The following is a 24,328-nucleotide window of genomic DNA, read 5'->3' as shown; positions in this document are numbered from 1 at the left end:
TTTTGAGTTAATTATGGCTTAACCACAACTAATACTTGAATTGCTTCTGGTGTAACACTTAAACCATCAAGCAAGCTCAAGCCTTCTTTTTGCAGCTTTTGTAAACGGTCAATTTCATCTTGACGAATACTTGGGTTGAACTGTTTTAGATAAGTTAAACGGTCAATTTCATATTGCCATTTATTACCATAGTGTTCTTTTGCTTGCTGCTGAAGCTGTGGCAAATCAACTTTCGCGATATCCAACGCTTGTTTATAACGTTGCTCAATAATATCACGGCGAGCTTTAACCACCTGACGACAGCTATTGCCATCTAAGTGATGTAAATATGGTTTCAAAATTGCTGGGTCAATTTTTTCAGACAAATCTTGACCAGTTTCGCTTAATAGCACACGAATAAGCTGCTTAGGCAAGCTCGATGGTAAGTTCAACGCCTTAGGCGCAACTACATCGACTTTAAACCACACTTCAATTAATACCGAACCCTGCTTTAATGCATTAGATTTGAGTACAGCAACATTGGTACTACCAAATGATTGCGTACGGATCATTTCCATTACACTTTCAATGAATGGATGCTCTAAAGTTAAATATTGGGCATCTTCACGAAGCTGAGCCTGATCGCGATAGAAAGTAGCGGTCATACCTTCTTCGTCTAGCGCCAAACCTTGCACTTGCATTTGGTCTGTTGGACGAATAATTACCGTACCGTTACTTTGCTCATCAAAGTCGATATTGGTTGAAGACATGAAACGCTTCACAAACATTGGTAGCATTGTGTTGTCATCATAATCTTCAAGTGCCTGAACAATCTCTTGCGCCACGATAGGACGACATGAGTTATATTCAAGTAAACGATCTCGGCCCGCTTGAAGTTCAGCTTCCAAAGCTTGACGTTGAACATTCACTTCTTCAAGCAAATCTTCAAATGTTTGACCTTGGTCTGCAAGCAAACAGTCTTTTAATTCAACAATAAAATTCTCTTGCAGCGTTTGCGCTGTCGGAGAAATATTACTGAAAATATTAAGTGCTTCATTGTACCAACGGAACATACGCTCTTGAGCTGTTCCAACAAGATATGGCACATGAATCTGAATACGGTTTTCTTGACCAATACGGTCTAGACGTCCGATACGTTGTTCTAAAACATCTGGGTTAGCTGGCAGATCAAATAAAATTAGATCACTGGCAAATTGGAAATTACGGCCTTCCGAACCAATTTCCGAACACAGGAGAATTTGTGCACCATAGCTTTCTTCAGCAAAATAGGCCGCTGCTTGGTCACGTTCAAGTAAGCTCATGCCTTCATGGAACATTGCAGTACGAATGCCTGCATGCAAACGCAATACATTTTCTAGAGCTTCAACAACTGGTCCACTACGCGCAATTAAAAGCACTTTTTTATGCTTGAGATCTTTGCGCAGAATTTCCATTACCCATAGCACACGTGGGTCATTTTGCATCCATGAACCATCAAGTTGTGCTTCTTCTGGCCACATTTGCTCACGCAGTTTCCCATCTTTTGACCAATCTTCTGGTGCTGGTAATGGTGCTGGCTGACAATCACGCCCTGGGAAGCCTTGAATTGCTTCACGCGTATTACGGAATAAAATACGACCTGTACCGTGACGGTCTAATAATTCGTGAATTGCTCTAAAGCGTTGGTCAGGTTGGTCTTCAATACTGTGACCTAATAAGCCTTCTAAAGCAGATAAATGCTCTGGAGCTAAAGGCTGATCAGACATGAGTACTTCAGCAATTTTTGCAGTCTGTTGGTATTGAGTTTCTTCATCTAAGAAGCGCTCTAAACTGCTAAAACGTTGCGGATCAAGTAAACGTAAACGCGCGAAATGACTTTCCACACCAAGCTGTTCAGGTGTTGCGGTAAGCAATAACACCCCAGCGGTGTTTTCAGCAAGCTCTTCAATTAAATCGTAGCGATCATTACCGCCTTCTTCTTCGCTCCACATCAAATGATGTGCTTCATCGACCACGAGCAAATCGAAGCCAGCTTCTATGGCTTGCTCACGCAAATCATCATGGTCAACCATTAAGTCAACGCTGGCAATAATGCATTGCTCAGTCAAGAACGGGTTAAGTTCTGGATCATGTTCTTTAATAGATGCGGTACGTGTTAAATCAAACAGAGAGAATTGCAAGTTAAAACGACGGCGCATTTCAATCATCCACTGATACTGTAAAGAATCAGGGACTAAAATAAGAATTCGTTCTGAGCGACCTGTTTTAAGCTGTTGGTGGATAATTAAACCAGCTTCAATTGTTTTACCCAAGCCCACTTCATCGGCAAGTAAAACACGAGGTGCAAAACGTTTACCAACTTCGTGTGCGATATAAAGCTGATGTGGAATTAAACCAACACGCGCCCCAACCATCCCACGCAGAGGGCTATTCTGCATTTGTGCTTGCATAAGCATCGCTTCAATACGCAGGTCATACCACTCTTTATAGTCGACCTGACTTGCAAGCAAACGATCTAAAGGCTTCGACAACTGAATTTGCGCACCGATACGTGTTTCATTCAGCGCTTTACGATCTTGTTCGCCATTTTCTAAGGTACGAACAACGTTGTAACGCAAAACACCATGTCGGTCTTCAACAGACTCAACAATCCATTTCTTGCCTTCTTGATCTTGAACTTCATCATTTGTGTTAAAGATGATACGAGATAGTGGAGCATTGTTACGTGCATAGACACGTGTCTCATCACTTTTGGGGAATAAAATGCTGACAGATCTTTCATCTACATCAATAAGCACACCTAAACCGAGTTCAGTTTCTGTGTCTGATAGCCAACGTTGACCAATAGCATACTGCTGCAATTTTTCCACCTTTCTCTCAAGTTCGCACTACATATTGTACGATGCAAATTAGCTTATTTTTGCATCTTTTTATGTAGTCTTTAAAGCAAAATTTTGAAGCAAAAACCAATTAAATGACTTTGCTACAAAAAATCACGCATTAAAATTTTTACATTAAAACGGTACAGGACAGTCAAAAGTTAATATTTCTGCTGTGACAGGATGATTAAAACTTAACTGTTTGGCATGCAAACATAAACGCGGAACAAGTTGTTGCTCCGGTGTTGCATACAGCGTGTCACCTACAATTGGATGCCCAAGATATTGCATGTGTACACGGAGTTGATGGGATCGGCCCGTAATTGGTGTTAATTTCACACGAGTTACAGGCTGTCCCTGAATCTGAAAATGTTCTATTGCCTGCCAATGTGTTAAAGCAGGTTTGTTGTGAGAAGCGTCGACAATATGTAAAGGTGGTCGGCTTGGATCATAGATGACAGGAATATCTACAGTCCCCTCACCCTCTAAATGACCTGCGACAAGCGCTTCATATATTTTTGAAGTCTGACGATCTTGAAATTGACGCGCAATCGCACTTTGACCACGCTTTGATAAACCAAATACTAAAATACCTGAAGTATCTCGGTCTAGACGATGAATGAGCAAAGTTTTAGGTTCAATCGCAACCAACCTTGTCAAAACGCTATCATGTAAATCACCTTTACCAGGAACACTCAAGATGTCCGAAGGTTTATGAATCACCATAAAATCATCATCACGATAGATCAGATGTTCACTTAGAAAATCACTCAAAGTTGTATTCCCAAGGCAAGATGAAAAACAAGCGGGCAATAATAAAAAGCTTACGTCCGAATTACAATGCCGTTCGGGTAAATTAACAGCATAATTTGCAAATATTATGGATCACTTGGAGTCTATAGTTAGTCAAGGCTTCAATAACTGCATAATATGCTGCAATGACGGTGCCTGCATTACCTCTTCAGCGCTTACGCTCGCACCATTCGCACGCCACACTTCGACCAGATAATTCACAGCAGACTGATCTAAACCGTAGTTTCGTAAATCAATTTCAGGATGAATCTCCATGGGGTGTCGCCCCACCTGTTCAGCAATTGCCAATAAGATTCCTTTATCCGACAAAATATATTCAGACGGCGCACTTAACGACCATAGGCGCATTAAGGTCCGTGTATTTAAATGTTTTATATGGTCAAAACTGATCTTTTCAACCCATTGGATATGTTGCTCTAGATTAGCCGCCAAGATCGCATCATTTACAATAGCTACATAATCGGTAATAGATAAAACAAGCTGCATAACTTGTTTAAACAGAGGTGACAAATCACCAGCCATCACAACTTGGGCTTTAGCATTTGACGACAGTCGCTGCCCCAACTGCAACATGGTTTGTTGAAGCTGAGATGCATCAATAAAAATAACTGGAATTTCGAGTGCCTGTGCTCTTTTACTTAGCAATTCTAAATGATCGGCTAATGGCTGGTGCGCCCAGTCAGGTGATTTCTCAAGTTCATTTAGCCCAACCATGAGCAAAATACTTTGTGTTGATTCAATTGACCAATTTGAACTATTTGCTGCTAATTGGATTTTTCGAGGTAAGGGATAAAACATTGTTCTCAACAAATAAAAAATAGCTCAAATTAAAAAGCCCGTTTAACACGGGCTTTTTTGCTTACTTCATTTCAGCGAAAGTTTCTTTGGCAGCCTGAATCGTATATTCAATATCTTCATCAGAGTGAGCAGATGAAATAAAGCCTGCTTCAAATGCTGAAGGTGCCAAGTTTACCCCACGCTTTAACATGCCATGGAAGAACTTTTTGAAAGCTTCAATATCACACGCCAACATTGAGTCAAAGCTTGTAATGTCTTCTTGGTCTGTAAAGTAAAGACCAAACATTGCACCAGCTTGCTGAGTTTTAAATGGAATACCTGCTTCATTAGCTGCGGCTTGTAAGCCCGCAAGTAACTTTTCAAGTTGAGCAGATAAATTACTGTAAAAGTCTGGTTGGCGAAGATGTTTGAACATCTCGATACCCGCACGCATAGCAAGAGGGTTTCCAGACAATGTACCTGCTTGGTATACGCCGCCTAAAGGTGCGATACATTCCATGATTTCACGCTTACCGCCAAACGCACCTACAGGTAAACCAGCACCAATAATTTTGCCTAAAGTTGTTAAATCAGGTTTAACGTTATAAACCGATTGAGCACCACCTAAAGCAACGCGGAAACCTGTCATCACTTCATCAATAATAAATACAGATTTATATTCATCACACACATCACGGATGGCTTGTAAGAAACCGTCGATTGGTTTCACCATATTCATGTTACCCGCGACAGGCTCAATAATAACACCCGCAATTTCATGACCAAATTTAGCAAAACATTCTTTTAATGCCGCAATATCGTTATAAGGTAACGTTAAAGTGTGTTTGGCAAAATCAACAGGAACACCCTTTGAAGTCGGTTCACCCTCACCTAAAGTCAGTAAACCCGAACCTGCTTTTACTAAAAGTGAGTCAGAGTGACCGTGGTAGCAACCTTCAAACTTCACAATTTTGTCACGGCCAGTGTAACCACGCGCTAAACGAATAGCCGTCATGGTCGCTTCTGTACCAGAGTTCGTCATACGCACCAATTCAATTGATGGCATGATTTCACAGATAATATCTGCCAACGTTGTTTCGTGTACAGTTGGCGCACCAAAACTTAAACCATCTTCTGCGGCTGTTTGTACTGCTTTAATAATTTCTGGATGAGCATGACCCAAAATCATTGGTCCCCAAGAACCAACATAGTCAACATAACGCTTACCATCTACGTCCCATAAATAAGCACCTTTTGCTTTCTCGATGAAAACAGGTGTTCCTCCAACGCCATTAAAGGCACGTACCGGAGAGTTCACACCACCTGGAATGTGTTTGCTGGCTTGTTTAAATAACTGTTCTTGCTTTGGAGATAAACTCATGGAAATGCTCGTCTTAAATATCTAAAAAATAATTTTGAAAGCTTAAGAAAATAATTGTGCCCAGGCCTGTACACGGGCAGGAATTTCAGCAGTTGATCGGCCTAATATATCACTAATGACTGCACAGAGGTCAGCCCCAGCCTCAATCACAGGTTTTGAGTTTTCAACAGTTAAACCACCAATCGCGCAAATTGGTAAATCATATTGAGCCGCTGCCTGTTTAATCACTTCGATACCCACATTACCTGCTTCAGGTTTTGTAGAGGTCGCGTAGACTGCACCAAATGCAATATAAGTCGCGCCATCGGCAATTGCTTTTTGTGCAAGTTCTAATGAATTTAAGCAAGTACGGCCAATAATGACACCTTCTGGTAATTGCGATTTTGCATCAGTAATTTCACCGTCACTTTGCCCTAAATGCACACCTAAACCAAACTGAGCAGCCAGTTTTAGGTCATCATTAATCACAAAAGGAACTTGATATTTTTCACATAAAAGTTTGATTTGTTCAACTTCAGCAGGCTGGTCTGCTTTTTCTACTTTCTTACGGCGGTACTGTAAAATTGCGACCTGATGAGTTGCGAGTGCGGCGTCTAGTTTTTCTAATAATAATTGGATTGGGTCATCATTGGTAATGAGATATAAACCGCGCATACTCTACTCTCGCTTTAAAAAACTTCGCTAGTATAACGGATTTATAGGACATCATAAGTACCGATTGATATAGGCTTACCAGTACCAATCGGTATATTTAGAATAGAAAGTAAAATTAACTTGGTATTTTGTCATGCTTGCGATCAGTCAAACTCAAACGACCACGGGCAACATCAGACAACATTCGCCAATCAGAAATAAAGCTATAGAAAGGTTGTTTAAAACTGGCAGGCTTATTTTTTTCAAACACAAAATGTCCAACCCAAGCATTTGCGTAACCCGCTACCAAACCATAGAGCACATATTTGGCCTGTTTCTTACGAATTGCTTTTGAAAAAAAGTATATACCAATACTGCTACCCACCACATGTAAGCGTCTGCTCATGATGTTACGGTGTTCAGTTAAATAAAAACGATAAAATTCCTGATAGTTTTTAATCGGCAATTCAAACTCTGGCTGAGCTTCATGGCTAAAGTTTACTGGTGCATTCACGATCATCTTCCTGATTTTTATTTGATCAAAACGTCACCTGATTGTACACCTAAATAAAAGCCTAGCGTCATATGTTTGATTGTAACTTTCTCTATCAAAAGCATTACTTTTAGCGCTAAGCTATTATACTTATTCAAGATAGTTTAAATACCTGATTCAGGGAGATATATTATGGTCGAAGTCGAACTAAAGTTTCAGTTACCTGAATCGAAGAAAAAAACTGTCCAGCAATACTTAAAAAAACATAAAGCGAAATATATTCACTTACAGGCAAAGTATTACGATACCCCTGATCGATTACTCGCAAAAAATGGCATGGCCCTACGTTTACGTAAAGAAGATGATCAATGGGTACAAACATTTAAAGCCGCAGGTCAAAGCCACCTGCACCGTGTTGAAGAAGAAATTCATTTAGGTGCGTGCGACCAAGAACCTGACTTAAACCTTGCGTTATATCAAAATAATAAAGTCGTAACTGATTTAATTAATGCGGTTTTAGGAACGCAAGCTGAAAAACTAAGTTTGCAGTTTGAGACTGATGTACAGCGAACCTATCATGTGTTTGAAGCAGACAATACGGCTATTGAAGTTTGTTTAGATGACGGCGTCGTAAAAACAGCAGATACACAAAGTAAAATTTGTGAAGTCGAATTTGAACTCAAACAAGGCGCAGTAAAAACGCTAATTCAATTTGCACAGCAATGGATTAATCGTTACGCCCTTTGGCTTGATGTAAGAAGTAAAGCCGAGCGTGGTAATTTATTAGCACTGGGGCAAGCAGCCTCGCCCGCTGTACATGCCAAAGCTCTGACATTAAATAAAGATATTACTGCTGAGCAGGCTCTAAAAAAGATTATCGAAAACTGTTTAGGACAATTTTTACCAAATATGGCTGCAATTGCCGATGAAGTTGCCGAACCTGAGCATATTCATCAGGCACGTGTAAGTTTACGTCGTTTACGCAGTGCACTGAAACATTTCTCTGGCTGGTCAAGCGAGCTAAATCCTATTTGGGAAGAACAAATTGCGGAGCTTTTCCGTAAGCTTGGAGACACTCGTGATGAAGATGCTATTCGCACCGAAGTGTTACCTGTCATTCAACAACACGGTTCGCCTGAGCTTTTACTACCCGTTTCAGTTCAGCCTTCAAAAGAACTCTCAACAATCTTTACCTCTGCGGACACAATTAAGCTATTACTCGATTTATTAGCATTTGCGTATTCAGAAGAAGATTCAAAGAACAAAACAGGTGGGTTAAAAAAACATATTAAAAAGAGTTTAGATAAATTACATCATAAAGTGATTAGCAATGCTGAACACTTCTCTGAGCTTGAAGTGACTGAACAGCACAAAATACGAAAGACAGCTAAGCAGTTACGTTATTGTGTTGAGTTTATTTCAAGTCTTTATCCTGACAAGAAAGTACAGCAATATTTAAAACATCTACAACCTGTACAAAACACCTTAGGTCAATATAACGACTTATTTATTGCGGAAGGTATTTTCAATAAAGTTGTCGAAAATGACTCATCTTTCTGGTTTGCATTAGGGTGGGTAAAAGCCAAACAACCTCACCTACAAAAATGGTCTGCCAAAGCTTTACAAACTTTTAGTCAAACTGAAACTTTTTGGTAATTTATAAAAAGTCGCTGTAAACAAGCAGCGACTTTTTATCGGTACTTACCAAATACTTTCCACACGCCATTATCTGCTAATGGGTCATTATAGCTATCACTACGTTGCTTTCTTGGCTTATCACGGGCATCGACCAATTTAAAATGCGGTTCAACACCTAACACAATACCATTGGTATAAAAACGCGAACGGGTATATTCACTTTGCCCGTGCTGAAATACATAGGTTCTTAAATCGATAAATTCACGGTGAGCAACTAAAGCTGCGGTATCGTCGCTCTGCAACCATTCTTGCATCGTAAAAATCTGATCAGTTTCGAACTGCCCACATTTTTCAATAAGACTCGCAACACCACGGAAAGTTTTCGATTCTTTTGCGCGTGTTTTATTAATCCGAATTCGGTCTACATGAAAGAAGAATAGCGGTAAATTTAAATGACTTGGCAAATGAATGGCATCTGGTAATTCATCTTCCATAAATGGCTGAAAAAGTTCTTGTGCCCTTTCAATTAAACCTTGCCATTGGCGATAATAATTTTCGACTTCTTCTTGCAAGCCATAATAAATCGGCAGTCCTTCGACATGCTCTAAATATTGAGGTGGGAAAACATGCTGGCGTAATAAAGCAATATCTGTTTTTAAACTTTGAATAGCAATCGCATCTTGCATATTAGGTTCTCCAACCCATACTTAGGCTATTTACAGACTAAGTCAAAGGTTTTGTTTCCGCAAGCGTTTGCCTATAATAAGCAGCTCTATTTTTGTGGGAATAAGTCATGTCTCAAAAGATTAATGCAACAGATATTACTGAAGAAGAAGCGTTAAATGCGGTTTTCTTTGAGCGTGCGGATGAATTCATTAAACAAGCCAATGATTTTTGTCGCCCGCCAAAAGGTGAAAAGCCAGATCCAGCCGAACTACGTGGTCAAGTAAGTGCAGCAATGTTGTTTGCTAGTGCCCGTTTTAACACATGGGTAGCAGCAAATAATTTTAAAGATGGCGAAGAAATGCGCGCTGCTAAAGATCAAGTGATGTCTTATCTTGTGCAACAATTTCAAATGATGCTTGAAGATAACTTTGATGAGTACTGTGAACAGTTCGAAAATTACTTACGTTTCCGTAAAAATGAAGATTTTCATGCGCATAAACATGATCATTAAGATGATTTAAACATCCAAATAAAAAGCCACAATTTAGTGGCTTTTTATTTGCTATAAGACTTTATTTTTTTGCTGCCTGACCATATTGATCAGCCATCACTTCAACTAAATGTTCAGGTTTAATATACTTTTTAATTACTGCATTTACGTCTGCAACAGTCAGTTTAGTCAAGTTCTGATCATGTCGAACACGATCTTGTAATGTTTTATCTGTTTCAAGCTGTAGATTTAACATCCCATGAATATTACGTTCATCTTCTAATGCCGTAACGCGTTTCTTCATGATATCTGCTTTAGCAGCTTCAAGCTCTTGCTCAGTCACACCATTTTTCAACAAGTCATTCAACACTTTATGTATTGATGCAGACACTTGTGCTGAGCGACCAGAAGTATAATTAGCACTAATGCTTAAGGCCCCTACATTCGTATCACGGTCAAGTTGCAGTCCACTTCCAAAACCATAGACTAGCGCATTTTTCTCACGAAGCTCTTGAGCCAAACGTGATGAAATTTGAGACTCACCTAAAATATAGTTAAGTAAAATTAATGCAGATGCATCTGGATGGTTTTTCCCAACTGGAATTGAAAGCACACTTTGGTAGCTACCAAATTCGCGCTGCTCAGATAAAACATGAACTTGCTGAGCTGGAAAATCAACATGATTAATCAAGATTCTTTGATAAGGCTGTTTACCATTCCAACGACCAAATTCCTGATTAAGTAATTTCTGCATTTTTTTCGCATCAAATTTACCCGTAATAGCAATTTGAGCATGGTTCATTGCAAAGAAACGCTCGTATAACTCTTTCACTTGCTCTTGAGTTGCGTTTTTCAATTGCTGTTTTGCCAGTTCAGGTTCAAAGTGATAACGCAAATCACCGGGTTGATATTCTTCAAGCAAACGTGAAAGTGTTAAGCCCGCTACTACATCTGGCTCGGTATAAGGACGATCAAGACTTGATAAACTTTGCGATTTAATTAAATCAAATTGAGATTGCTCAAATTTTGGATTTTTCATCACATCAAGAACAAACTCGAAAAACTCATCAAATTTTTCTGATTTAGACTGAATATTAATAGTCATGCCATTGCCGTCAGCACTTGCATAAGCCGCGCCGCCCGCATCAATCGATTTATCAGCAATATCTTGCAAACTGTATTTATCAGAACCACGAAGCAATAAATATGAGGTTAAATCAACGACCGTACCTTTATTAAATAAAGATTTTTCTGTTCCGAAGTCCATCGTAATTGTTGCATAAGTACGATCATCACGTGTTTCAACTGGGAATAAAGCGTACTTCATTCCATTTTTCAGTTTTCCACGGATAATCTTTTTCTCATTGCTTTCAACATATTGCTTAGAAGTTTTTAAAAACTCTGCGACTTCTTGTTGATACACCTTTGGATCTTTTAAAGGCTCTGCCTTTGCTTCTACCTGATCTAGAGTTTTAGGTGCGTCTTTTGCATTTTGTTGTTGAGCTTTTTTCTGATCTTCAGGTGTTGGCAAAATATCACCGTCAATTCGATGCTCAGCCACAAGGAATTGTTTTAAAGTTTGATTCACTTGGTCTAACTTAACGTTTTCTACTGAATCTAAATCTTTAAAATATTGATCCCACTGACCGCCAGCGACAGTGTAATCACTTAAACGTGAACCAAGTGCTACCGCATCTTTAGTGATTAAATCGCCTTGAGTTTTCATTAAACTCTTAACACGATTTAATTCAACTTCAGTAAAAGGCTTACCTTTCTCAATACCCGCTAGCAAAGAGCTTTCAACTTTTTTAGGGTCATTACTTGGTGCATAAATGGCACCCAGAAACACCACATTAAAATCTTGGTCTAACCACGTACTTGCATCAACATTTGTGGTAATGCCTGTTTCAACCATGTTCTGATATAAATGGCCACTTGGCTGCATGGTATATAACAAAGGCGCTAAAGCGAGCGTCGGCTGAATTTTGGTATTTTTACCATTCATATAGATATGGAATTTAGCGAGATCGCTCCCCTTTTTCACCACAAACTGACGATTTTTTATTTTTGTAGAGTCGAGTACAGGAATCTGTACAGGCTTAGGAACATCACGCGCCGCGATTGGGCTAAAGTATTGATCAATGGTTTTTAAGACATCTGTCTTATCGAACTTACCTGAAATTACCATGACAGCATTATTGGGTGCATACCAGTTACGATAGAACTGATTCAATTCAGGCATTTTAATAGATTTAAGCTCAGGTAAATCGCCAATCGGTAAACGACCTAAATATTGGTTACCATAAGCTGACTTCCACATTTGATCCATCAGGACAGCAAAAGGCTGGTCCATACGGACTTCACGTTCGCGTTTTACGATTTCAATTTCAGAAGGAACAAATTTTTCTTGTAGAACTAATTTATCCATACGTTCCGATTCAAGATATAACACTTCATTGAGTGCAGTCTTTTCCGGACGAACGATATTGGTATATTTGGTCGAGTAATAATCGGTGCTGGCGTTCGTCATCAATGTATATTGATCTAGACGACGCTGGAATTCTTCCCCTTTAACATTTTTTGTTCCTTTAAAAGCCAAGTGCTCAAGCAAATGAGCTAAACCGCTTTTACCTTGCGGGTCATTTAATGAACCTGTTAAATAAATGGTATTAATAAAGATTTTATTTTCTTTGTCGTTCGGTGCAAGTACAACCCGAAAACCATTATCTAATTTATATTCCTCAATATTTTGCTTGCTTTTTACTAGTGTAGTTTGTGCAAAAGACGCAGCACTTAAACCAAGAATACATAGGGAGAGAGTCAGTTGTTTAAACTGCATAAACATATAAATACCAATTAATTTGAATAATAAAAAATCAATAGTTGTGCGACTATAGTAGGAAATTTAAGCTGACATTAATAGTAAAGATTTGAAAAAAAAGCCGTTTATTTAAACGGCCTTATATTTTAAAGAAAAATCTCAGCTTGCATATAAAGTTTTCCATTGCCTGAAATTTCAATACGTTCTTCAGACAGGATATTGCAATATAAAACGCCTCCACGGCTAGAAGCCTGATAAGCCAAAATATTATTTTTGCCCAGCTTTTCTGCCCATAACGGCGCTATTGCAGTATGAACTGAACCTGTAACAGGATCTTCATCAATGCCCGCGACAGGTGCAAAATAACGCGATACACAGTCATATTGCTGGTCTGCTTTTGAGGTAATTGCAACCTCCATTCCCGTCGTTGTAATCGCAGTCCGTTTACCTAGGGTTTTGAGCAAGCTCATGTCAGGCTGCTCGTCTAATACATCTTGCACTGACTCATATTCAACAATGTAAGCTTGAACATTTTGATAAACTGCTTTAAATGGTTTGGTTAATGCCTCACGTAAAACAGCTGGATAATCTTCAACTTGATGAGCTTTACGAATCGGAAAATTCATTCTGATTTTGCCATCATCATCTTGATGAACGATAAAAAGACCTAAGTTTCGGACATGAAAATTAATGGTCTTTTTTTCCGTAAAATCTTTAAATATTACAAAAGCACTAGCAAGCGTCGCATGCCCACAAAAATCGGCTTCAACCGTTGGCGTAAACCAACGAATTTCATAATTTTCAGCGTCTATGATTTTTACAAAAGCAGTCTCAGATAAGTTATTTTCAAGTGCTATCTTTTGCATTAAATCTACATCTAGCCACTCTTTTTCAACAATCACAGCCGCAGGATTGCCGCGAAATAATTCTTTTGTAAAAGCATCGACTTGATACATTTTCATGATAGTGCTCTCTTTTGTAATAGGTTCATTTTCGAAAATTATTTAAAAGAAAAACAGATACAGTTTTTTAAAAATTAACATCACAGTGGCAATTTAAGCATATAAAAAAACGGCTCATCCAAAGTGGATGAGCCGTTTAATACTCATTCTTAATGATGTTGAGTTAACTCAATTTCATCTTCACTATTTAATATGTCTTTATCAGTCTGACCCATAAATTGGCTCGTAACTACACCCGCAGTCATTGAACCATTTACGTTTAATGCAGTACGTCCCATATCAATGAGTGGTTCAATTGAAATAAGAAGTGCAACTAAAGTCACAGGTAAACCCATAGCTGGAAGAACAATCAGTGCAGCAAAAGTCGCACCACCACCTACTCCAGCAACCCCAATTGAACTTAAAGTCACAATACCCACTAACGAAGCAATCCACATTGGGTCTAGCGTGTTAATTCCCATGGTTGGCGCAACCATGACTGCCAACATTGCTGGGTATAAACCTGCACAACCATTTTGACCAATGGTCGCACCAAAAGAAGCAGAAAAACTTGCAATAGATTCAGGAATACCTAAACGGCGAGTTTGCGTCTCAATGCTCAGTGGAATACTGGCAGCACTTGAACGACTGGTAAATGCGAAAGTCAGAACAGGAGCAACTTTTTTGAAGAACTTAACAGGAGAAACACCTGTCAGGGTCAAAATAATGGCATGAACGACAAACATGATGGCTAAACCTAAATAAGATGCCACCAAGAAACCGCCTAGATTTAAGATATCTGCAACATTCGAACTTGCCACAACTTTGGTCATAAGGGCAAAAACACCATACGGTGTAAGTGTCATGACGAGACGAACAAGCTTCATTACCCAAGACTGTAAAGTCTGAATTGCAGTCAGAATACGCTGGCCTTTCTCTGCATCATCTTTCATTAGGTTAAGCGCTGCTATCCCTAAAAAGACAGCAAAAATAACCACACTAATAATTGAAGTTGGGTTTGCACCAGTTAATTCAGCAAATGGATTACTTGGAATAAAGGAAAGAATAAATTGCGGTACACTTAAATCAGTAACTTTGCCTACATAATCTGTATTAATGGCAGTTAAGCGTGCAGTTTCAGCAGCACCTTGCACTAAACCTTTCGCCGTTAAGCCAAATAGGTTAGTAACAAATACACCTACGAGTGCAGCAATCAGCGTTGTAAAAAGTAAAGTGCCGATCGTATAAAAACTGATTTTGCCTAAAGATGAGGCTTGGTGTAATTTTGCAACCGCTCCCAAAATAGACACAAATACCAAAGGCATAACGACCATTTGTAAAAGTTTTACATAGCCGTTTCCAACGATATTAAACCAGCTAATAGATTCAGCAAGAATCGGATGGCCACCGCCATAAATCAAATGTAGTCCTAAACCAAACACTACACCTAGAACCAAGCCAGCCAGAACTTTTTTCGATAAGCTCCAGTCTGTTTTACGTGTTTGGGCGAGTAAAAATATTAACCCGACAAAAACCACAATATTGATGATTAAGGGTATATTCATTCCCAAACTCCAAATTATTGCTTGTGTCATCTTTCAAGGGGGCATATTTGACCATAGCCGGCCTATATAAACTACCCTTTTCAACAATTTTATAGCATCAAGATGATTACAAACTTGCGTGAGAATATAAAATGACTTTTAAATACATATATATCACTTTTAATTTATAAATTAAGTGAGATATTTATGTACAAAAACCAGCCTCTACTTAAGCAACCTTTAATTCAAATTGCTGCTCAATAAAATGAATAAATTGCTTTAAATTGGTTCCCCATGTTTCTGGTAACTGGGCAACTAAATATGTAGTGAAAAAAGCAGATTCCGTATTTAGCCCAAAACAATTGACTGAAACTTTATCTGCAACTTTTGTGAGATATGATTTCGGTAATAAAGCAAAACCAACACCCAACTCTACACAACTCACGATTCCGTCAAGACTTCCCATTTCCATAATTTGCGAAGGCGGAATACTAAAGTCATTCAAGAAAAGCTCTATGGCATGTCGATATGAACAACCTTGTCGAAATGCAATAAATCTGGTCTTTGCAAGGGTTACCTTGTCTGGAAAACTCTGTTGTTGCTTAGGGCAAACCAAAACCAGCTCTTCATGCCACACAGGAAAACTATATAACTCAGGAATTGAATGTTTAGATGCCACAAAAGCACAGTCCAACTTCCCCTGATGTACCGCATTTAATAAATAACGGGTCGGATGAGTTTGAAGCTCGATGGGCAAATTAGGATATTGCTGCATAGATTGATTGAGCAACTGTGGCAAACGTATTGCTGCGGTTGTTTCCATGCTGCCCAAGCGAATGGTTTCATTCGGGTCAATATCACCTTCTTGAAAGATCTTCTTAGCTTTATCGTGCAATGCAATCATTTGAACAGCGTAACTATGTAGCTGTTGTCCGGCATTCGTTAAAGTCACAGGATTATTACGATTGAATAAAATAACCCCTAACTCTTCTTCAAGTTTTTTTATATGGCTCGTGATATTCGATTGAACCGTATACATTTTTTGTGCAGCCAATGAAAAACTTCCACTCTCTGCAACCTCTAAAAAAAACTCTAAAGACTTAAGTAACATTTCACTATCTCAAAACAAGATAATTACTATCATATTAAATCATTTTTAATGATTGATAAACTCGCTTTTAATAATAAAAAAATTGAGCGTCTTCTCATGTCTACATTTTATCGAATGAGCTTAATTGTCTTTTTGGCAACTTGTTTGGGAATTGGTGTTTTTAGATTTTCCTATACTGCGCTTATGCCCATCATGATCGAGCAGTACCACTGGACCCATGATTTTGCCAGTTACTTAGGCAGCGCAAATTTATTGGGATATCTTATTGGTGCCTTATTAGCGCTATTGAGTATTAAAGAAAAGTTCATTCCATCCATGATCGTACTTTCGACTATAGCTGGCAGCCTCAGCCTACTATGCTGTTCATTCATGGATATGCCTTTGGTGTGGTTCATTTTCTGGCGTACGATTTCAGGTATTGCTGGCGGCTTACTTATGATTTTGGCACCTAGCTTTGCAATGAAATACATTCCCACCACGCAAAGATTAAAAGTTAACTTTTTAGGATTTAGCGGAATTGGTGTGGGGGTTTTATCTGCCACCATTATTATTCCCCTACGTAAAAATATGCCCGTGCATTATGTTTGGGATATTTTTGCAGGTATTTCTTTATTAGGAAGCTTAACTCTTTATTGCTTATTAAGTAGCAATACTGCCCAGATGATTAAACCGCAATCTACTACTTTACAAGCCTCACAAAAATCACGTTTGGGTCTGGTCATTATTATTGCCTATATGTGTAGTGCCTTTGCCTATATTCCACATTCTTTGTTTTGGATGGATTATTTATCTGGAACTCTACATTTTCCATTACAGCAAAGAAATTTATTTTGGGTTCTCTATGGATTAGGAAGCTGCATTGGTGCATTCATCGCCTATTGCTTAAGCCGAATAATGGGATATATACAGGCTATTAAATGGCTATATGGCATTTACTGCCTAGCTGTTGTTTTACCTTTCCTTTCACAGACTACTTCTTTACTGGCCTTATCTTCGCTTCTGACAGGCTTACTCACTCCCGCAACCGTATTTATTAGTTCTTATAGTCTGCTACAGATTTATGAGCAACGTTATCAAAAGCTTTGGAGCCTTGCCACCATTGGGTTTGCTAGCACTCAGCTTTTAGGTGGGGTTGTCATTAGTACTCTGCATCATTTGCATTGGTCTTATGCCCATCTCTTTCTGTTAGGTGGAATCGTTCTTCTTTTTGCGGTTTGCCTTTTACTTCCTGTACGCCCTTCTTTCACCTCAACTCTCGGAGAAACCAAATCGTGAAAACTCTGCTCTTTCCTTTATTTTTAGTTACTTTCGTTCTTGTTATTCAAGCCCTAGACCAGAGTTATCAAAAGAAAATTGGCTTTATTAAAACTCCGAAGCATCCCGAATTTATGCAATAAAAAAAGCCCTCAACCGAGGGCTTTTCTTATGCAAAATTTATTTAATCTTCCATATGTTTGATAATCGCATCACCAAATTCAGAACAACGTAATAAGGTTGCACCCGGCATTAGGCGTTCAAAATCGTAAGTTACGGTTTTAGCTGCAATCGCTCCAGCAATTCCTTTAATGATCAGGTCTGCAGCCTCTGTCCACCCCATATCACGTAGCATCATTTCTGCGGAAAGAATAATAGAACCCGGGTTTACTTTATCCTGACCTGCATATTTAGGTGCAGTACCATGAGTTGCTTCATAAACTGCAATTGCACCACCAATATTTGCACCAGGTGCAATACCAATACCGCCTACTTCTGCTGCCAAAGCATCAGAAATATAATCACCATTTAAATTTAGGGTAGCAATAACGGAGTAATCGGCTGGACGCATGAGGATCTGTTGTAAAAATGCATCTGCAATGACATCTTTAATAATGATGTCTTTACCAGTTCTAGGATTTTTAATTTTAACCCATGGACCACCATCAATTAGTTCTCCACCGAAACGATCTAGAGCCAATTCATAGCCCCACTCTTTAAATGCCCCTTCGGTGTATTTCATGATATTACCCTTGTGAACAAGGGTCACAGAAGGTTTGTCATTTTCGATTGCAAACTGAATGGCTTTACGGACTAAACGCTGTGAACCTTCTTTCGATACAGGTTTAATTCCAATCCCACATCCTTCAGGGAAACGGATTTTTGTGACACCCATTTCTTCTTGGAGAAACCTAATCACTTTTTTAGCTTCTTCAGAATCGGCTTTCCATTCAATACCTGCATAGATATCTTCCGAGTTCTCACGGAAAATCACCATATCTGTTAATTCTGGGTGCTGAACAGGTGAAGGAACGCCTTCAAACCAACGTACTGGACGTACGCAAACATATAGATCTAATTCTTGGCGTAAGGCAACGTTGAGTGAACGAATGCCTCCACCCACTGGTGTAGTTAACGGACCTTTGATAGATACAACGAATTCACGAAGTGCTTCGAAAGTTTCTTCCGGCATGTAGTTGCCATAAATTTTATTGGCTTTTTCGCCGCAATACACTTCCATCCATTCGATTGAGCGCTTGCCACCGTAAGCTTTTAAAATAGCAGCATCTACGACTGCTTTCATGGTTGGTGTAATATCCACACCAATACCATCACCTTCAATGAAAGGAATAATTGGATGATTTGGTACGTTCAGTGACAGGTCTGCATTTACTTTAATTTTGTCGCCGTCAGCAGGAACCACGATCTTCTGATAACCCATTGTGTAAATTCTCCCTTTTATAATACTTAATTAACTAAAAATAATTATCGATAAACAATACTTTCAACTTTTATTAACGCATAATAGCTTAATCGAATTTAATTCTTTTTGAGATTTATGTGGGAAATAAGCAAATTTCACACTTAAATATAGCTCAATGTTTTCTCTAGTTATTTGAAAGAAGAAGCCATTTTTTATGAAAATTGTCATTCTCAACAAGCCTTATGACGTTCTCTCCCAGTTTCGTAAAGACGAAGCGCATATGACCGTCTCGGACTTTGTTGATGACCCGACTTTGCGCTTGGCAGGCCGTCTTGATATGGACTCTGAGGGTTTAGTCTTTTTAACCGATCATGGTGGTCTGAATCAGTTCATTACCAATCCTGCAAATAAAAAATACAAAACGTATTTAGTTCAAGTTGATGGCGATGTAACTGAAGAAGCGCTTGAGCAGCTTCGTAAAGGTGTAGAACTTAATGATGGTATGACGCTTCCGGCTACTGCCATTAAAGTAAGTGAACCTGAGTGGTTATGGGAACGTAACCCACCTGTACGTTATCGTGCAAATATTCCAACATCTTGGGTCGAAATTTCAATTTGCGAAGGCCGTAACCGTCAAGTTCGTCGTATGACTTCTGCGGTAGGTTTTCCAACTTTACGTTTAATTCGTACTAAGATTGGTTCAATTGATTTAGTTCAACTCGGTTTAAGACCTGGTGATGTGAAAGAAATCGAGCCTTTGCTTTATCCTGACTTTAAAGATGTTCCTGCGGAAGAGCCTTATCGTTCACGTTCATATGTGAAAAAACCAGGTGGTACTGGCGGCAAACCGATGGTTCGTAAAAACAAAGATGGTTCTGCGAAAAAGTCTGGTACAAAACGTATCTGGCAAATGGATGAAAGTGAAAAGCCACGTCGTAAGACCAATGGTACAACTCGTCCAAATACAAAAGCACCACGTGGTCGTGGACGTAATAGTCGTTAAAATCTAAATTTTCAAAGCTCACCTAGGTGGGCTTTTTTAATGCCATTTATTTTTATAAAAATAAAAAAGCCGGTGTTTATACACCGGCCCTTAAGCTATTTACTAACGAATTAGTAATTAAGCACCAACAGTTGCAAGAGCTGCATTAAATGTAGCACTTGGACGCATTACAGCATCTACTTTTGCTTTATCAATTGCATAGTAACCACCGATGTCAGCTGGTTTACCTTGTACTTGAGCAAGTTCAGCAACAATCTTAGGTTCTTCTTCAGCTAAAGTTTTTGCAAGTGAAGCAAATTTAGCTTTTAACTCAGCATCTTCGTTCTGCGCAGCAAGTGCTTCTGCCCAGTAAAGTGACAAGTAGAAATGGCTACCACGGTTGTCAATCTCACCTGTACGGCGTGATGGCGACTTACCATTATCAAGTAACTTGTCAGTCGCTTCATCAAGAGTCTTCGCAAGTAACTTAGCACGAGCATTATTTTCTTTAATGCCCATTTCTTCTAAAGAAGCTGCTAGAGCAAGGAACTCACCAAGCGAATCCCAACGTAAGTGGTTTTCTTCAACAAGCTGTTGTACGTGTTTTGGCGCTGAACCACCCGCACCAGTCTCGTACATGCCACCACCCGCCATAAGCGGAACGATAGATAACATTTTCGCAGAAGTACCAAGTTCCATAATTGGGAACAAGTCAGTTAAGTAGTCACGTAAGATGTTACCAGTCACAGAAATAGTATCTAGACCACGTACTACACGCTCGAGTGTGTAACGCATTGCGCGAACTTGAGACATAATCTGGATATCAAGACCAGTCGTGTCATGATCTTTTAAATACGTTTGTACTTTCTTGATCAATTCATTTTCGTGTGGACGGTACGGGTCAAGCCAGAAGATCGCAGGCATGCCTGAGTTACGTGCACGAGTTACTGCAAGTTTTACCCAGTCACGAATCGGAGCATCTTTAACCTGACACATACGCCAGATATCGCCTTCTTCAACATTTTGAGTCAATAACACTTCACCAGTGTCAAGATCGGTAATGTTTGCAATACCTGCTTCTGAAATTTCAAAAGTCTTGTCGTGAGAACCGTATTCTTCAGCTTTTTGAGCCATCAAGCCAACGTTCGGTACAGTACCCATAGTCTTCGGATCGAAGTTACCATGCCACTTACAGAAGTTGATCATTTCTTGGTAAATACGGGCAAATGTTGATTCTGGCATAACTGCTTTAGCATCATATTGCTTACCATCAGCACCCCACATTTTACCACCGGCACGGATCATTGCTGGCATAGAAGCATCAACGATGATGTCGTTTGGTGAATGGAAGTTTGTGATGCCTTTTGCCGAGTCAACCATTGCAAGTGCAGGACGGTGTTCTTGACAAGCATGTAAATCTTCAATGATTTCTTCACGTAATGAAGTAGGAAGAGTTTCGATTTTCTCGTATAACCCAGCCATACCGTTATTAACGTTAATGCCTAATTCGTCAAATAACTTACCGTGTTTTTCGAAAGCTTCTTTGTAGTAAATTTTCACACAGTGACCGAAAACGATCGGGTGTGAAACTTTCATCATTGTCGCTTTTACGTGTAGAGAGAATAAAATTCCCGCTTCTTTACAATCATCAAGTTCTTTTTCATAGAAATCACAAAGTGCTTTCTTGCTCATGAACATTGAGTCAATGATTTCGCCTTCTTGAAGCGCAACTTTTGGCTTAAGAACAATGCTCTTACCACTGGTCGTGATAAGTTCCATTTTCACATTACGTGCGCGATCAAGTGTCATTGATTTTTCACCATGGTAGAAGTCACCTTCTTCCATATGTGAAACGTGAGTTTGTGACCACTGTTTCCACTCGCTCATTGAATGAGGGTGTTTTTTCGCATAGTTTTTAACTGCTGCTGGAGCACGGCGGTCAGAGTTACCTTCACGAAGGACAGGGTTTACTGCTGAACCAAGGCACTTACCATAACGAGCTTTGATTGATTTTTCTTCTTCGGTTGCAGGATTTTCCGGATAATCAGGAATTGCATAACCTTTTGATTGAAGCTCTTTGATACATGCAGTTAATTGCGCAACAGACGCACTAATGTTCGGGAGTTTGATAATGTTAGTATCTGGATCTTGTGTAAGACGACCAAGCTCTGCAAGGTTGTCGGATACCTTTTGCTCTTCACTTAGGTAATCAGCGAATTCTGCGAGCACACGTGCAGCTACAGAGATGTCACTTTTAATAATCTCGATGCCAGCTGGCTTAGTAAAGGTCTCAATGATCGGCAGTAGCGAATAGGTCGCCAATAGTGGCGCCTCGTCAGTCAGTGTGTAAATAATAGTTGACTTTTCACCAGCCATATATAGCCCCTTCCGTTTGATTGAGTGTTGAGGACCGAGCTTTTGGCCCAGTGCCTACGAACCGATATGCTTAAATAAAACCCTGAGAGTATCGGCTCTCATTGCCTTCCAGTCAACGAAATATCCAGTGATAACGACATTTCGCAGCGAAATAATACATAATACAAATGTATAGATAATTTTCTGATATCTAAGTCATTGTAATACGCACATTCAGATCACTTTTCAGGCATTAAAAATCATTAAATTACATGAGATATCTTTCAGTGTTCTGACAATTATTATACTTTTCATTCAAAATAAACTCAAAGGCAAAACGGGTTTCGCCATCTGGAAGGACTTAAAAGTAAAAACCGATGTGCAAAACATCGGTTTTTTATAAACTATTTAGCTTTAATCTAAGCTTTTAACCATTTTTCAGTTTTAGCTTGATCTTCAACGATAAGTTCAACTTCGGTTAAATCAGATGTAGCGCAATCGACTTCAAAAGAGATTAACTCATCACGACGGAAAGCAAAGACAGTATAAGTTCCGCCCTGCTTTGCATACTTCTCAATAAGCTTAGTGGATGCTTTTAAACCATCAATTGCAATAATCACATCATTAGCAGAAATACCTGCTTTCACTGCTGCACTATCACGGCGGGCACTTTGCACAAGCACACCTTCTGGCTTATCGACAAGTTTTAAACCTAATGGCAAAGATTTGTCGGTTTTAACTCTATAGCTTAGGCCAAACTCAGGAAACAATTGATCAAGCGGTAATTCATCAGTCGTGTTAATCAGATGATTAATTTGTTCAATCCAATTATCACCCGTCAGTTCTTTACATAAATCAAAAATGGTTCTTTCGTTTACTTGCATACCATTTTGAGTATTTTCATATAATCGACGCATTAAAACATCAAGACTAGAACCACGTAGACGTAAACCTAAATCTAGGCACAACGCAACTAAAGCACCCTTATTGTAGTAACTAGTACCCGCGTTATTCGAGTTTTCATCTTGACGATAAAATTTAATCCAAGCATCAAAACTTGATTCAGCCACTGTTTGAACAAAACGGCCTGGATTTTGTAAATAGCGATCAATTTGTGCTTTAAGCAAATCAAGATAAGATTTCTGAGAAATTACACCACTACGCAGTAAAATCAGGTCATCATAATATGAAGTAAAACCTTCAAATATCCAAAGTAAAGAGGTGTAGCCTTCTTGGTGCAAATTATAATTTGCAAAGTTTTCTGGGCGAATGAACTTTACTAACCATGAATGAAAATATTCGTGACTACATAAGCCTAAAAAGCGTTGATAATCTTTAGAAGGTTCAGCTGGTTCATTTGATTTTGGCAAATCATCACGTGGTGTAATCAGACTTGTACTATTACAATGTTCTAATCCACCATAACTATTCCCTGTTGCCATCGTCATAAAGGTATAGTTTTTAAATGGCGCTGAACCGAACATATTTATTTCGGCTGCACAAATCTTTTCAATGTCGGCTTTTAAGCGATCAACATTGGCATTATGTGGGCCAGAAATTACAAACTCATGTTCAATATCATGTGTTTCAAAACTAAAACGTGTTTGATCAGCCAATTCAAACGGGCTATCAATCAATTGATCATAATGATCAGCTTTTAAAGTAAAGCGACCTTTGACTAGACTTTTTGAAGCCAAACCTGTTGCTAGCTGAAAATGTTTTAACTCATCTGGCAAGAAAACTTCGACTTCACAAGCAGACTGTTCTTGGCCTTCTAAAGCTAAACATACGCATGCTGGATTAACATATAAGCGTGTCTGATCAACATATGCACCACGTACAGACAAATCATATGCATAGACATCATATTCAATCGTCATTAGCTCATGATCGGTATTAAATAAACGCCAACGATTCTTGCTCGTTTTTTTAATATCCAACAGACGTCCAGCTTCATCATAAGCTTTAACGGCTTCAATATGTTTTGAGAACTCTCGAATTAGATAACTACCCGGAATCCACGTTGGCAGCCAAAGTTCCTGATTCGGATTGGCTAAAAAACGAATTGTCACGTGAACAAGGTGTTGTTTGTAATCATCGAACTCAATTTGATAATGCAACATAAATTCTTCAATTTAAAAATAAGAA

General features: G+C 39.0%; 19 protein-coding genes. 5 read left to right on the top strand and 14 right to left on the bottom strand.

Annotated features, from left to right (window positions below):
• Positions 1-11 precede the first annotated feature (11 nt).
• The 6 genes from rapA to MJX77_RS10690 all read right to left on the bottom strand — a co-directional run bounded on the left by rapA (position 12) and on the right by MJX77_RS10690 (position 6,982).
• A complete protein-coding gene (gene rapA, locus MJX77_RS10715) occupies positions 12-2,849 on the bottom strand; it encodes an RNA polymerase-associated protein RapA (protein WP_252058989.1) in 2,838 nt (945 codons plus the stop codon).
• 144 nt (positions 2,850-2,993) lie between these two features.
• Entirely contained in the window at positions 2,994-3,632 is a 639-nt protein-coding gene (locus tag MJX77_RS10710; protein ID WP_068565432.1) for an RluA family pseudouridine synthase, read from the bottom strand.
• A 132-nt stretch (positions 3,633-3,764) separates the two neighbouring features.
• Positions 3,765-4,469, bottom strand: coding sequence for an acyl carrier protein (locus tag MJX77_RS10705; protein ID WP_252058987.1), 705 nt, complete (start codon positions 4,467-4,469; stop codon positions 3,765-3,767).
• Positions 4,470-4,530: 61 nt separating this feature from the next.
• Entirely contained in the window at positions 4,531-5,829 is a 1,299-nt protein-coding gene (hemL, locus tag MJX77_RS10700) for a glutamate-1-semialdehyde 2,1-aminomutase (RefSeq protein ID WP_013197129.1), read from the bottom strand.
• Between the two features lie 42 nt (positions 5,830-5,871).
• Positions 5,872-6,483: a thiamine phosphate synthase gene (gene thiE / locus MJX77_RS10695; RefSeq protein WP_144732003.1), complete on the bottom strand. Its 612-nt coding sequence runs from the start codon at positions 6,481-6,483 to the stop codon at positions 5,872-5,874.
• Between the two features lie 115 nt (positions 6,484-6,598).
• Entirely contained in the window at positions 6,599-6,982 is a 384-nt protein-coding gene (locus MJX77_RS10690) for an Mpo1-like protein (RefSeq protein WP_111854442.1), read from the bottom strand.
• A gap of 165 nt (positions 6,983-7,147) precedes the next feature.
• Here MJX77_RS10690 and MJX77_RS19365 point away from each other — a divergent pair, with 165 nt between their 5' ends.
• Complete coding sequence (locus MJX77_RS19365) at positions 7,148-8,611, top strand: CYTH and CHAD domain-containing protein (protein ID WP_353619225.1); 1,464 nt, start codon at positions 7,148-7,150, stop codon at positions 8,609-8,611.
• A gap of 35 nt (positions 8,612-8,646) precedes the next feature.
• On the opposite strand, the gene MJX77_RS10670 is transcribed toward MJX77_RS19365, so the two are convergent.
• Positions 8,647-9,279, bottom strand: a complete 633-nt coding sequence (locus tag MJX77_RS10670; protein ID WP_004790825.1) for a hypothetical protein — start codon at positions 9,277-9,279, stop codon at positions 8,647-8,649.
• Between the two features lie 107 nt (positions 9,280-9,386).
• Here MJX77_RS10670 and MJX77_RS10665 point away from each other — a divergent pair, with 107 nt between their 5' ends.
• Positions 9,387-9,770 carry a DUF3144 domain-containing protein gene (locus MJX77_RS10665; RefSeq protein WP_004790823.1) on the top strand — a complete coding sequence of 128 codons (384 nt, stop codon included), beginning with the start codon at positions 9,387-9,389 and terminating at the stop codon, positions 9,768-9,770.
• A 61-nt stretch (positions 9,771-9,831) separates the two neighbouring features.
• Here the strand turns inward: MJX77_RS10665 and MJX77_RS10660 are convergent, their stop codons facing one another.
• The 4 genes from MJX77_RS10660 to MJX77_RS10645 all read right to left on the bottom strand — a co-directional run bounded on the left by MJX77_RS10660 (position 9,832) and on the right by MJX77_RS10645 (position 16,166).
• On the bottom strand, positions 9,832-12,594 hold the full coding sequence (locus MJX77_RS10660; RefSeq protein WP_252058985.1) for a M16 family metallopeptidase: 2,763 nt from the start codon (positions 12,592-12,594) through the stop codon (positions 9,832-9,834).
• Between the two features lie 122 nt (positions 12,595-12,716).
• A complete protein-coding gene (locus MJX77_RS10655) occupies positions 12,717-13,532 on the bottom strand; it encodes a PhzF family phenazine biosynthesis protein (RefSeq protein ID WP_252058984.1) in 816 nt (271 codons plus the stop codon).
• Between the two features lie 149 nt (positions 13,533-13,681).
• Positions 13,682-15,076 (bottom strand): L-cystine transporter, encoded by a 1,395-nt coding sequence (locus MJX77_RS10650; RefSeq protein ID WP_005307367.1) that lies wholly within the window; start codon positions 15,074-15,076, stop codon positions 13,682-13,684.
• 208 nt (positions 15,077-15,284) lie between these two features.
• Positions 15,285-16,166 (bottom strand): LysR family transcriptional regulator, encoded by an 882-nt coding sequence (locus tag MJX77_RS10645; protein WP_252058982.1) that lies wholly within the window; start codon positions 16,164-16,166, stop codon positions 15,285-15,287.
• Between the two features lie 48 nt (positions 16,167-16,214).
• On the opposite strand from MJX77_RS10645, the gene MJX77_RS10640 reads away from it, so the two are divergent.
• Both MJX77_RS10640 and MJX77_RS10635 read left to right on the top strand, forming a co-directional pair.
• The gene (locus MJX77_RS10640) at positions 16,215-17,441 is read left to right on the top strand and encodes a YbfB/YjiJ family MFS transporter (RefSeq protein ID WP_252058980.1); all 1,227 of its coding nucleotides are present in this window, start codon (positions 16,215-16,217) and stop codon (positions 17,439-17,441) included.
• Positions 17,438-17,563 (top strand): hypothetical protein, encoded by a 126-nt coding sequence (locus MJX77_RS10635; RefSeq protein ID WP_081410496.1) that lies wholly within the window; start codon positions 17,438-17,440, stop codon positions 17,561-17,563. Before MJX77_RS10640 ends, MJX77_RS10635 begins: the two co-directional genes overlap by 4 nt.
• Before the next feature lie 41 nt (positions 17,564-17,604).
• On the opposite strand, the gene icd is transcribed toward MJX77_RS10635, so the two are convergent.
• Positions 17,605-18,861, bottom strand: coding sequence for an NADP-dependent isocitrate dehydrogenase (icd, locus tag MJX77_RS10630; protein WP_004790792.1), 1,257 nt, complete (start codon positions 18,859-18,861; stop codon positions 17,605-17,607).
• 196 nt (positions 18,862-19,057) lie between these two features.
• On the opposite strand from icd, the gene MJX77_RS10625 reads away from it, so the two are divergent.
• Positions 19,058-19,846 carry an rRNA large subunit pseudouridine synthase E gene (locus MJX77_RS10625; protein ID WP_004790791.1) on the top strand — a complete coding sequence of 263 codons (789 nt, stop codon included), beginning with the start codon at positions 19,058-19,060 and terminating at the stop codon, positions 19,844-19,846.
• 117 nt (positions 19,847-19,963) lie between these two features.
• On the opposite strand, the gene MJX77_RS10620 is transcribed toward MJX77_RS10625, so the two are convergent.
• A complete protein-coding gene (locus MJX77_RS10620; protein ID WP_005307379.1) occupies positions 19,964-22,201 on the bottom strand; it encodes an NADP-dependent isocitrate dehydrogenase in 2,238 nt (745 codons plus the stop codon).
• A gap of 398 nt (positions 22,202-22,599) precedes the next feature.
• The gene (locus MJX77_RS10615; protein ID WP_252058978.1) at positions 22,600-24,303 is read right to left on the bottom strand and encodes a M61 family metallopeptidase; all 1,704 of its coding nucleotides are present in this window, start codon (positions 24,301-24,303) and stop codon (positions 22,600-22,602) included.
• Positions 24,304-24,328: the final 25 nt, after the last annotated feature.

The organism is Acinetobacter sp. AHP123 (genome assembly GCF_023757925.1).
Lineage (GTDB): Bacteria > Pseudomonadota > Gammaproteobacteria > Pseudomonadales > Moraxellaceae > Acinetobacter > Acinetobacter oleivorans.
The sequence above is the reverse complement of the archived record's forward strand: the minus strand, read 5'-3'. Positions and strand labels throughout refer to the sequence as shown.